Below are 11,771 nucleotides of genomic sequence, written 5' to 3' on the forward strand. Positions count from 1 at the left end.
AGTGCTATACTAAACATGGTAAAGTCAATAGTCTTATTGCCTGACCATCCATACTGTTGTTGATAGCGAGAGGATTTGTATGGGTACAGTAATTCATGCCAGTGTTCGCCTGCGTGAAGGTCTCCACTTTACCGCTGTCGCCGATTCAGGGCGGGCCATCGAACTCGACAGTCCCCACGAAGGTAATACCGATCTGGCGGGTCCTTCACCGATGGAGACGGTGTTGATGGCGCTGGCCGGCTGTTCGGCAATGGATGTGATAAGCATTTTGCGCAAGAAGCGGCAACCGGTTACCGGTCTGGAGGTCAAAGCGCAGGGTGTGCGGGGTGATGAATACCCCAAACCGTACACAAACATTGAACTGGTGTATCGCTGCTCCGGTGAGGTTGATCCGGCTGCCCTCGAACGGGCGATTGAGCTGTCCCGCGAGCGTTACTGCCCGGTCTGGCGGATGCTAGGCGCAACCGTTGACATTCAGTACCGGTATGAGATTGTGCCGGCACTCGATTAGGCCATCGTCGTTTTGCGGCCTACACCAGGGAAGCGTGATGATGTAGATCAACGTTCACGCTCCTGTTCACGCTGTTGTCTACGCCGGCAGGTTATGCTGCATGACGTAAAGCATTGTAGTTTGACAGGAGTATGGCCCTATGACCTGGGTAATCGACGCTTCCCATTCAACAATCACCTTTTCCGTTCGCCACATGATGATTTCCAAAGTTCGTGGCCGTTTTACCCGTTTCGACGGCACCGTTGATTTCGATGAGCAGAACCCGACTAACTCGAAGGTGCAGGTCACGATTGATGCCAGCAGCATCGACACCCGCGACGAACGGCGTGACGGGCATCTGATGTCACCCGATTTTCTCGATGTCGCCAACTATCCGACGCTGACCTTTGTCAGCAAGCGGGTTGAGATGATTGACGAGAATCATGGACGACTGATTGGCGATCTGACCATTCGCGGTGTTACCCGCGAAGTCACCCTCGATGTTGAATACAATGGGCAGTCTAAGTCGCCTTGGGGGACGATCAGCGCCGGTTTCAGCGCCACCACGAAGATCAACCGCAAAGACTGGGGCTTGACCTGGAATGTGGCACTTGAGACCGGTGGGGTGCTGGTCGGCGAAGAGGTGACAATTGAGATTGAGATCGAGATTGTCAAGCAGGTACCACAAGAGGAATCGGTAGCAGCGTAACACACCTTTAGCCAGAGGATGCCTGATAGTTACGCATGTTGTAATCGAGTGGGCACCTCATAAGGTTAGAAAACTGGTATACTCAAAGATGAAGCCGCATCGTGCGGCTTCGTTGCTGTTGCGATGAGGGGAGTGTATGACCACGCAATCCATTGTTGTCTACGGTACCAACTGGTGCCCTGATTGCCGTCGTGCCCAGCGCGTGCTTGATCAGCACGGCGTACCGTATACCTACATCAATATTGAACACGATCCGGCTGCGGCTGAATTTGTGATCAAGGTCAATAATGGTAATCAGAGTGTGCCAACGATTGTTTTTCCCGATGGTTCAATTCTGGTGGAGCCGTCGAACCATCTCTTACAAACGAAACTGAACCAGTTGGGATAGTTCTTTGGCAACCTATCGTGTGGTAAGGGCGACCAGCCGGTCGCCCTTTCTCACGCGCATCTCATTTTGTTGCTTTATTGTTGCCACGTGTGGTAGAGTGCTTACGATAGCTAACATACGTAGAAGTTACTGTTCAATGGTACGTCGTCTTATCTTGTCATTCGTCGTTTTACTAACAGCCTGTAGCGCTCCGGCTGCCACGTCGCCGACGGCGACTCCGGAGCCAGTGCCGACCCGTGCATCAACATCAACCCCAACAACAGCCGATAGCACGCCGGTCGTGGCTGCCTATTTTCCCGATCTGCCGCGTGGTCGTACTCCAGAGGGGTATCACTACCTTGGTAGGCCGGATGCGCCGGTAACGATGGTCATCTATTCAGACTTTCTCTGTACTTCATGCGCTATTCACACCCTCGATGTTGAACCACGCCTGATTGAAGCATTTGTGGCTACCGGTCAGATGCGGCTGGTATATCGGCACTTGCTGCAATTGGGGGAACGTTCACAAATGCTGGCTGAGGCAAGTGAATGTGCATCCGACTTCGGGTACTTCTGGGAGTTGCGCCGTGAGATTTATGCGCGGTATAATCAACTCTACTTCAACACCCGCGAGACGGTGATTGATCTGGCTGCTGGCCTGGGCATTCCGAGGGAAGCATTCACCACCTGTCTTGACGAACATACGTATCAGGCGCAGGTGCAGGCCGATTACGCCGCTGCAATTGAAGAAGGAGTCTATGCCCGCCCGGTGTTTCGGATTGGTAAGGAAGTCATTGTCGGCTCGCAGCGCTTCGAGACCTTTGCTCAGTTGATCGAGCGAGTCGGACAACGGTAACTCTTGCAGGCAGAGGATGTTCATGGCACGGTCACGCTACTTCTGGCCGCTAAGCATTGTAGTGATCGGGCTGGTTTTTACCTTCTGGTTGTCGTTATCTACGCCACCGGGCATGTCGCTGGCTCAACCGAGCTGTGATGAGCAGCCGTTGTATCCGGGGTGTTATGAACCACCAGTTGATTGTACGTATGTAGGGCCAAACGAGTGTAGTCAAACCCAAACAGTAGTTGCGCAGAACCGCACCGCAACCGTTGGATCGTTACTCACGAGGACAGCTCAAGGCCAATCAAACCAGCAAGCGGCGACGGCGACCCCGACCTCAACCTTTACCGCAACGACTGCAGCGACTGCACCGACCACTGACGCAACGTCTACTGCCACGACTACGCCAGCCATCGTAACTGTAGCACCGACCGTACCGGCGCGTCCAACTCAGGCCCCACCCACGGTTACACCAACGGCCACCTTTACCGCTACGCCACTAAGTCAGGAGATACTGCGTTGTGCACCGGGTGATCTGATTGAATTAACCGGCACTGCTCGCCCGCAAACCGCATTGCTGGTACTCTTCGATGAGCGACCGGTCGGTGGTGGGGCCAGTGATCGAACAGGCGCATTCCGTATCGTGTTGCGGATTGGCACCGAGCGAACCGGCGAACACGAGATTATTGTCCGCGAACGTGAGCGTGAACTCATTGTGGCTGAGTATGTGTGTGTCACGCCACCACCACCGACACCGACAGCGACCTTTGGCCCGATTCGGGTTACTCTATCGCCGGTACCGTAATCGTCAGGTACCGTCTGACAGCCACCGGACGCAGTTATGCCAACCTCCAGCCTCGCTTGCCACAGCGAGGCTGGAGGTTATTTGAGCACAGTAACACATCTGGTTCGTTATAGCACGCTGGCGAGCGTCACCCTCACGCTGTGCCCCGCCACGCATCATCGTGGAGCGCGCGCCTCCGGCGCGCTCATCACCCGTACTGTCAGTTCCCACCCCCGCTGGGGGCGAATGAGAGTGGGGCGTGTCGCAGTGTGCTGGACGTAACACCAACCTCACCCGCTCACCCCCATCACGCCAGCGCTGTACCTGAAACCGCCCGTGTACTATTTCAGGTACCTGTGCCGAACCACCGGCGACTCATTGGTGCGCTAATGCTCCTGCGCGATTCTGACAAACACCGTGCCGGTCAAGATTCGATATAAAGGCATCAACTCAGGTCACGTCGCTATCAGGTGTTGCCGACTTCTCTCCGGCCTGTTCGGCAGGAAGAGATTGCTGGACAGTCTCCAAAATCAGTGCCAGGGCCTGTTCACGCGAGCGGGTAAGGATTTCGAGTTCGGTAAGGAGTAGGGTGAGACGGCGATAATCGCGGCGGATGGCCTGTTCGTCGGCGGATGAGAGGCCTGGTTTGACGGTCGCCAGCCATTCGTCAAATGGCGTTCGGCGACCAAGCATATCGGGTGAACCAAATTGACTGAGACGACGCCATAAACTGGCAGCACTATCGGTTAACAAGCGAAGACTATCTATCGTCATAGTATCAGCGATACCATACCTGTCTAAGTCGGATCCAAACGTCATTACGCACCCGTTGTTATGGTAGTCGCCGATCAATTCGTTGCGGATCGGTCGTGAGATTGAGTTTCGCCTCTGGTATAATCAGTAATAGGAATACTGGCAGGATATTATGCGTGAACCAATCTCTGTACAGGCAACTGATACCACCAACGCCGTTCCACGGCCAACCGAACCACCGCGCTTTCGCCCGCGCGAGCGCTTTTTACGGGTCTCGTCGTTTTTTCTTGGTGTTGTTATTCACATCTACATCTGGGATATTTTGCTCGCCCGCTTTGCTATCTTCCGCTGGTATGCTCAGCGCACGATGTTGCGGCGCTGGGTGTCTATCGCTCGTCGCTTTCGCATGATGGCGGTTGAGCTTGGGGGCATGCAGATCAAGCTCGGTCAATTCCTTTCATCGCGGGCCGATATTATTCCCGATGTCGTGCGCCGCGAGCTGACCGGTCTCCAGGATGAAGTGCCACCCGCACCCGCCGGCCACGTGTTGGAGGTGATTTTAGAGGAACTCGGTGCGCCACCCAGCGAGATCTTCCGCAGCTTTGAGACCGATTGTGTCGCAGCCGCATCCCTGGGGCAGGTTCACTATGCCGTGTTGCACGATGGCCGTGAGGTGGCGGTAAAGGTGCAACGCCCCTGGATCGATAAGATTATCGAGGTCGATCTGAGCGCAGTGACCTGGGTCGTGCGCCTGATCAAAAACTATCCGCCCATTCGCCGGCGTGCCGACCTGGAAGCGTTGCTGGCCGAATTTGCCCGTGTGCTCGTGCAGGAATTGGACTATGTGCAAGAGGCGCGTTCAGCTGCGACGTTCCGCCAGAACTTTGCTAACTATCCGGGGATTTACATTCCCGAACCGATCTTCGAGTTAACGACCCGGCGTGTGTTGGTAATGGAGCGGATCAGCGGGATTAAGATCACCGACCTGCATACCCTCGATCAGTTGGGTGTCAGTCGGGTTGAGCTGGCTGACCGTTTGAACAATTGCTACCTGAAACAGTTTTTCATCGACGGCTTCTTCCACGCTGATCCGCATCCAGGCAATCTCTTTGTGCGGGTAGAAACTGCGCTGGCGCCCGTTCAGCCATCACCACCGGTAACATCGGTTAGTCGTAATGGTCATCTCTCGATGGATGCGGTTGATGCCGGGCTGCCAATTGACAATCCTCCAGATGAAGTGTCAGCCGGCACACCCTTCACGCTCATTTTTGTCGATTTCGGCATGGTCGGTCGTCTGCCACCGCAAACGATGGAGATTATGCGGCAGGGCGTGCTCGGTCTGGCAACCAACGACGCCGACCGGATTCTGAATTGTCTCGAACAACTCAATATGATCCTGCCCGGTGCTGATCGACGGGCGATCAGGGCGGCTATCGAGACGATGCTGCGCTACTCGTTCAACCGCACCGTGCGCGAGCTGACCAACCTCGATGTCGAGGCGATTATGGCCGAGACGAAGGATCTGATCTACGATTTGCCGTTTCAGATCCCCCAAGACCTGCTCTATTTGGGGCGGGCACTGAGCATGGTTGCCGGTCTCGCCACCGAGATTTGCCCCGACATCAATCTGTTCCAGGAGCTACGACCGTTCGCACGAGCGATGCTGGCTCAAGAACAACGCAATGGCAATTGGGTCGAGAAGTTGCAGCAAGAGCTGTCGGAGCTTGGTCAGATACTGATCGGGTTACCACGACAGATGGATGCTTACTACCGGGCGGCCAATCGGGGCGAATTGCAGACCCGTTCCGATCTGAGCCGGCTTGAACGCAGTATGAAACGGGTTGAGCGGGCGACTGACCGCTTGATGGGGGGAATGCTCGCAACCGGGTTGTTCCTCGGTGGTGTTCAGCTCCGTACTCGCGGCCTGGAACGGGAAGCCAACCGGGCCTGGTGGGCTGCGGTAGCGGCGATTGTGTGGGCACTCTGGCCGCGTAACGAGCGCTGGTAATTTTCTCCGAGGGGTATAGGCTCAACCCCAAAGCAACATGAAGGCAACGCCATCCAGTTGCCTTCATGTCACCACCCGTGAGTCACTTAGTGACGCCAACCCTATTCGTGCCGCATAAGCTGATCTTTCACCGCCGCCACGATCCGCTTGACGGTCAGACCGAATTCGGTGTAGATGCGCTGGAATGGCGCTGAGGCTCCGAAGCGATCCACCCCGATAATCGCGCCTGCACAGCCAACGTAGCGCTCCCAGCCGATTGAGCGCCCTGCCTCTACGACCACACGCGCTCTGATCTGCGGGGGCAGTACCCGGTCACGGTAGGCGGTATCTTGCTGATCAAACAGTTCGCGACAAGGCATACTGACCACGCGCGTGGCAATGCCTTCCCCGGCCAGATGCTCGGCGGCTGCCATGGCCAGCGCTACTTCCGAACCGGTCGCAATGATCAGTGCCTGAGCCGCGTCCGCATCACGCAGCACGTAGCCACCGCGTAGAGTGCCATCGGCGGCACCAAGCTGCGTCCGGTCGAGTGTTGGCACATTCTGGCGGGATAAGATGATCGCAGTTGGGCCATCGTTCCGTTGCAGCGCCAGGCGCCAGGCCATTGCCACCTCATTGGCATCACCCGGTCGTACCACCAGCAGATTGGGAATGGCCCGCAGTGCCAGCAGATGCTCTACCGGCTGGTGGGTTGGGCCATCCTCACCAACCCCGATACTATCGTGGGTGAAGACGTAAATCACTCGCAGGCGCATCAAGGCTGCCAGCCGAATGGCCGGGCGCATGTAGTCGCTGAACACAAGGAAGGTGCCGCCGTAAGGAATAATCCCACCGTGCAGCGCCATACCGTTGAGAATGGCCCCCATCGCGTGCTCCCGCACGCCGAAATGCAGGTTGCGCGCACTGAAATCCTCGCCGTTGATCGATCCCAACCCCTCCAGGTAGGTAAAGTCCGAGGTGTGCAGATCGGCTGAACCTCCCAGTAAACCAGGGATGATCGGAGCAAGTGCCTGCAACACGGCTCCCGACGCAACACGGGTACCTTTGGCTTTCGGATCAGGGGCAAAGGTCGGTATGGTCTGTTCCCAGCCCGCTGGTAAACCGCCCTGCTGCATCAAATCCCACTGCGCGGCCAGATCGGGGTACGATGCTCGATACCGCCGGAACATCGCCTCCCATTCACGCTGGCGGGTCTCACCAACTTCGACCGCCATCTGCATATGTTCGTAGACCTCATCAGGAACGTAGAACGCCGGTTCCTGCGGCCAGCCTAAGGCTTCCTTGGTCAATTTCACGCCTTCGACGCCGAGCGGCTCGCCGTGGGCCTTATGGCTGCCGGCCCGTGGACTGGCATACCCTATCACGGTGCGGGTAATGATAAGGGAAGGTCGTTCGCCATCGGCAATGGCTTCGGCCAGAGCCAGCGCTACCGAAGACATATTGTGCCCATCGGCGTACAACACCTGCCAGCCGTAAGCGGCAAACCGATCAGCAACCTGTTCGCTCCAGGCCAGACGAGTTGGCCCCACCAGCGAAATATCATTGCTATCGTACAAGACGATCAGTTTCCCCAGCCGTAAATGGCCGGCCAGACTGGCCGCCTCGTGGGAGATGCCTTCCATCAGATCCCCATCGCTGGCGATGACGTAGGTATAGTGGTCAACGACTGGAAATCCTACCCGATTAAATCTGGTCGCCAGCCAGCGCTCGGCAATTGCCATCCCGACCGCCGTCGCAATCCCCTGGCCGAGCGGGCCGGTCGTCATCTCAACCCCTGGCGTTTCGTGATACTCAGGATGCCCCGGTGTACGACTCCCCCATTGCCGAAACTGCTTCAGGTCATCCAGCGACACATCGTAACCAGTAAGGTGGAGCAGGGCGTAGAGTAACATCGAACCGTGACCGGCTGACAGGACGAAGCGATCCCGGTTCGGCCAATGTGGATCGCTCGGATTATGCTTCAGAAAGCGCGTCCAAAGCACGTATGCAGCATCGGCCATCCCAAGTGGCATACCGGGATGGCCGCTGTTCGCTTGCTGAACGGCATCAATCGCCAGCGCACGAATAGCATTGGCACATAACTGGTCAATCGTGGTGGTCATCGGGTTATTCATGCACAACAATCTCCTCTAATGCGAACATCGCCAGCTTCAACGCTGTCCGGTTATTCCCCACTTCTCTCCATCATACCACTGTATACGTTATTCACTGTGCGCAGGCTGTGATCGGCGACGATTAAATTGCACGTGATGATCGTGGACTCGCGGTATCATAGCACCTATGAAACCTGGCAAGCGAAGTGAGGCATTATGTCACAACCGATACTGACCCTGGAGACCGATCCTGCGATTGAGGGACTCTGGATTGCTATCGAAACGGCCCGCGCCCAGAGCTATCCACTCACCGGAGCAGTATTTCGTCTGCACCAACCCCCGACCGATCCGTGCGACGCGCTCGATGCGGCGGCTCGTGAACTCGACTTCCAGCCCCTTGGGCAGCACTGGATCGAAGTGCCGCGCCGGATCGCAGTAAAGATCGCTACCAACCTCATCGCCCACGACCTGGCCTACCCCGACGAGGTCGTGCCCCAGGCTCAGGCCGCCGACCTGGCCGGCAGAGTACTGGCGTTACTGGGGCCACAGGCGCGCTATTTCACCAACGGCGCAGTAAGTGGCGATTTTGCGATCTACGACATCCAGGGCAACGAGGTAGTCGGCTGGCGCTCGCTGAGTGATGCCCCACTCGATCACGGCCTGTTTGCGATTGACGAGCAACGGGTCGTAGTCTTGTGGGCCGAAGACGCACCGTAGTTCGTGATAACTACCGGCGTCGTATTATGCGCCGGGATCGGCAACGGGGTGGGTAAAGCCGGGAGCTTTTTTTCTGGTGGGAGTGACCGAATCACGGGCGTATCCATCCTGGCAAACGCTCATAGACAGGCCGGTAGCTACAGACGCCCGTACATTGGCGAGAGCAGATACCGCAAACTTCAGCTATAATACACAAGCTATGAGTCAGCGCCAAATAATTAATTCAGCCAATATCACCGCACCGTTTCGCGTCTTCTGGCAGGCACTGCGCGACCTGTTTGATGAATTTCTGCTACTCACGTTTGCCAACATCATCTGGGCCGCGCTGAGTGTACCACTCTTCAGTATTGCCTACGTTGCAATGGTGAGCAACGCTGCCCTCCCCGCAGCAGCGGCGGCACTGGTTGGTGTCTTACCGGCAGCACCGGCATTTGGAGGTCTGTACGCGCTGAGCAAGCGGATTAGCGAAGGCCGGGCCAGCAAATTAACCGATTTCTTCGCCGGTATGCGGACGTATGCGCTTCTGGCGTGGCGTTTATACGGTATCTGGATGGCCGGTCTGGCCCTGATTTTATGGAACCTGGCCTTCTATGCCGGCGTACCCGGTCTGCTGGGTGGACTCCTGATCGGCTTTTTTCTCTACCTGTTCATGCTCTGGTCGGCAATCATCATCTACGCTTTCCCAATGATGGTGTTACTGGAACAGCCTTCGCTCCGCCAGATTGCCCGTAACGCTCTGATCTTGATCGTCAGTCGCCCCATCTATACACTGATCACCATGCTCTTAATGGGCTTTATCCTGTTTATCAGCAGCCTGGTGCTGGTCGTCCCATTCCTGCTCTTCAGTGTCTCACTCCTGGCGGTGTGGGGGGTACGTGCGACCCAATTTCTGATCGATGACGCACAGGCCAGGCAGGCAACCGACACGGAACCTCCGGCGCCAGTTGAAGAGCGTGGTCGACGTGGGCAGGTGCGGCCAAAATAGTGATTGATGTGTTCAGGAAAGTGGCAGTGCGCAATACCTGTCACCAACCCGACGATAACTTCTACTATTTCCGAACGTTACCGAGGACGAACATATGCTGACGCGACGAATCATTCCCTGTCTTGATGTCAAAGCGGGACGTGTGGTAAAAGGCGTGAAATTCCTGAATCACCGTGATGCCGGTGATCCGGTAGAGCTGGCGGCTGCCTACAATGCTGCCGGAGCCGATGAACTGGTCTTCTACGACATCACGGCATCGAGCGATGAGCGGGCAATTATGGTCGAGGTTGTAGAACGCACGGCTGCCGAGGTTTTTATTCCGCTCACAGTTGGTGGTGGGTTACGCAGCATTGACGATATGTACCGCATGTTGCGGGCCGGTGCCGACAAGGTCAGCCTGAATACAGCGGCGGTCTACAACCCGCAACTCATTGCCGAAGGTGCCCGGCGGTTTGGCAGCCAATGCATTGTACTGTCGGTCGATGCCAAACGGGTAAACGCGCCAGGCGAACCACCACGCTGGGAAGTCTTTACCCATACCGGGGCCAATCCGCGCCCGGCGGGGCTTGACGCTATCGAATGGATCAAGCGGGGGATCGATCTTGGGGCAGGCGAGATTTGCATTAACAGCATGGACGCCGACGGTGCGCGTACCGGCTATGATCTGGAGCTACTACAGGCGATTACCGCCATTTCCCCGGTACCGGTCATCGCGTCCGGTGGTGTCGGTTCGCCGCACGACATGTATCGCGGCATCGTCGAAGGTGGTGCTGATGCAGTACTGGCCGCGTCCATCTTCCACTTCGGTGACTACGCGGTGGCCGATGTCAAACGCTACCTGGCCGAGCGAGGGGTGGCGGTGAGGATGATATAAGGAGGATTATCCACTTCTACCCCCCCAATTCCTCATCCACGTTCTGCACCCGCAGTTGCCAGAGCAAACCGCCGAGCACCGGGCTAAAACGATCAATCAGGCGCTGGCGGGTTTGACCTTCCTGATACCGTTGACGGGCAAAGCGTTTGATGGTTTGCTCGTCATCGCCAACCCGCATCGTCTGCATCAATTCAAAAGAGACATCGTTCAGCCCAAACGTAGCAGCAACATCGATCAGGCGAGCGATGGATTCGTAGGGCGGCTCGAGCAGAATAGTCGCGTGGGTGTAGATACCGTGCTCACGGATAGTGGTAATCAGCTTACGCGCCTGGTTGCGCCTGCTGGCAGAGTCAAAAATGCTGCTAGCGGCGATGACAAATGTTAGTGCCTCACAACCGGCCTGAGCCAGTCGTGGAATAGTCTCTTCATCCAGATGTTCGAGAGCGGCTGATGCCTGCCATTTGACATTTAAGCTGGCGCTTACCAGATAGTTAAGTAGTTCAGTAAACCACTGTTCATCGATGGTCAATGCGGGTTCGCAAAATAGCACGTGGCGGATACCGGCCTCCTCCACCAGCGTGCGCAGCTCCTGACCGATCTGGCGGGGCTGACGCATGTATTGATATGCCAGCCGATCACAACGGGTGTTTGTAGCTCGCCACCCGGTGCGCGGAGTGCGTAGTGCTCAAGCGACAACAGATGACGGGCCGGAAAGGGTAAATCGTTTGGCAAGCACTCCTTTACTGTGCCATCGAGCCAGGCCAGGACACCGGTGACGGCCGCAGGCGCATCAGTACCATTGCGTTGAACCAGCAATGGCAAAATGTCAGGATAGGACTGATGAATCTGCGCAACTGCCTGTTCAATCGTGCGGCTATCTTCACCGCCGACGATGACACGTTGGGGCTGAAACGTTTGCAGGCGACGCCGAATATCGTGCCAGCTTCCCGCTGCATCCAGGGCATGGTCGTACATGCGCACAATGATGCGACGTTGTTCCAAAACAGCCGCCACGTAGGCCAGAGTCAGCGGCGGCATCTGATTGGTCTGTTTGCCGGGTAGAGCAATGAGTGCAACCTTCACGTAGTTTCTCTGGCCAACCTGTCTGAATAGCGAATACTATGTCAGAAAGGGCTTCGCCAACTGTGAACAA

13 protein-coding genes are annotated in these 11,771 nt (G+C 56.5%); 9 read left to right on the plus strand and 4 right to left on the minus strand.

The features are described 5' to 3' along the window. The first annotated feature begins 79 nt into the window (after positions 1-79). From VAE57_RS08910 to VAE57_RS08930, 5 genes are all read left to right on the plus strand, one after another. Entirely contained in the window at positions 80-511 is a 432-nt protein-coding gene (locus VAE57_RS08910) for an OsmC family protein (RefSeq protein ID WP_012257691.1), read from the plus strand. 139 nt (positions 512-650) lie between these two features. After that, positions 651-1,199, plus strand: a complete 549-nt coding sequence (locus VAE57_RS08915) for a YceI family protein (RefSeq protein ID WP_322821534.1) — start codon at positions 651-653, stop codon at positions 1,197-1,199. 136 nt (positions 1,200-1,335) lie between these two features. Beyond that, the gene (locus VAE57_RS08920) at positions 1,336-1,587 is read left to right on the plus strand and encodes a mycoredoxin (RefSeq protein WP_012257693.1); all 252 of its coding nucleotides are present in this window, start codon (positions 1,336-1,338) and stop codon (positions 1,585-1,587) included. A gap of 136 nt (positions 1,588-1,723) precedes the next feature. Continuing rightward, on the plus strand, positions 1,724-2,422 hold the full coding sequence (locus VAE57_RS08925; protein WP_322821535.1) for an Rcas_1661 family thioredoxin-like (seleno)lipoprotein: 699 nt from the start codon (positions 1,724-1,726) through the stop codon (positions 2,420-2,422). A 22-nt stretch (positions 2,423-2,444) separates the two neighbouring features. After that, positions 2,445-3,209 carry a hypothetical protein gene (locus tag VAE57_RS08930; RefSeq protein ID WP_322821536.1) on the plus strand — a complete coding sequence of 255 codons (765 nt, stop codon included), beginning with the start codon at positions 2,445-2,447 and terminating at the stop codon, positions 3,207-3,209. Between the two features lie 429 nt (positions 3,210-3,638). On the opposite strand, the gene VAE57_RS08935 is transcribed toward VAE57_RS08930, so the two are convergent. Continuing rightward, a complete protein-coding gene (locus tag VAE57_RS08935; RefSeq protein WP_322821537.1) occupies positions 3,639-3,962 on the minus strand; it encodes a hypothetical protein in 324 nt (107 codons plus the stop codon). A 151-nt stretch (positions 3,963-4,113) separates the two neighbouring features. On the opposite strand from VAE57_RS08935, the gene VAE57_RS08940 reads away from it, so the two are divergent. Further along, complete coding sequence (locus VAE57_RS08940; RefSeq protein WP_322821538.1) at positions 4,114-5,949, plus strand: ABC1 kinase family protein; 1,836 nt, start codon at positions 4,114-4,116, stop codon at positions 5,947-5,949. 101 nt (positions 5,950-6,050) lie between these two features. Here VAE57_RS08940 and tkt read toward each other — a convergent pair whose 3' ends face one another. Then, entirely contained in the window at positions 6,051-8,063 is a 2,013-nt protein-coding gene (tkt, locus tag VAE57_RS08945) for a transketolase (RefSeq protein WP_322821539.1), read from the minus strand. 195 nt (positions 8,064-8,258) lie between these two features. Between tkt and VAE57_RS08950 the strand changes: the two genes are divergently transcribed. The 3 genes from VAE57_RS08950 (at position 8,259) to hisF (ending at position 10,618) form a co-directional block, all read left to right on the plus strand. Next, on the plus strand, positions 8,259-8,759 hold the full coding sequence (locus VAE57_RS08950) for a hypothetical protein (RefSeq protein WP_322821540.1): 501 nt from the start codon (positions 8,259-8,261) through the stop codon (positions 8,757-8,759). Positions 8,760-8,958: 199 nt separating this feature from the next. Next, positions 8,959-9,744, plus strand: coding sequence for a hypothetical protein (locus VAE57_RS08955; RefSeq protein WP_322821541.1), 786 nt, complete (start codon positions 8,959-8,961; stop codon positions 9,742-9,744). A 94-nt stretch (positions 9,745-9,838) separates the two neighbouring features. Beyond that, positions 9,839-10,618 carry an imidazole glycerol phosphate synthase subunit HisF gene (hisF, locus tag VAE57_RS08960; protein WP_322821542.1) on the plus strand — a complete coding sequence of 260 codons (780 nt, stop codon included), beginning with the start codon at positions 9,839-9,841 and terminating at the stop codon, positions 10,616-10,618. 16 nt (positions 10,619-10,634) lie between these two features. Here hisF and VAE57_RS08965 read toward each other — a convergent pair whose 3' ends face one another. Together VAE57_RS08965 and VAE57_RS08970 are read right to left on the minus strand one after the other, a co-directional pair. Next, positions 10,635-11,234, minus strand: coding sequence for a hypothetical protein (locus VAE57_RS08965; RefSeq protein ID WP_322821543.1), 600 nt, complete (start codon positions 11,232-11,234; stop codon positions 10,635-10,637). Then, complete coding sequence (locus VAE57_RS08970) at positions 11,144-11,701, minus strand: hypothetical protein (protein WP_322821544.1); 558 nt, start codon at positions 11,699-11,701, stop codon at positions 11,144-11,146. The genes VAE57_RS08965 and VAE57_RS08970 overlap by 91 nt, the downstream gene beginning before the upstream one ends. Positions 11,702-11,771: the final 70 nt, after the last annotated feature.

It is taken from the genome of Chloroflexus sp., assembly GCF_034434295.1.
Classification (GTDB): domain Bacteria; phylum Chloroflexota; class Chloroflexia; order Chloroflexales; family Chloroflexaceae; genus Chloroflexus.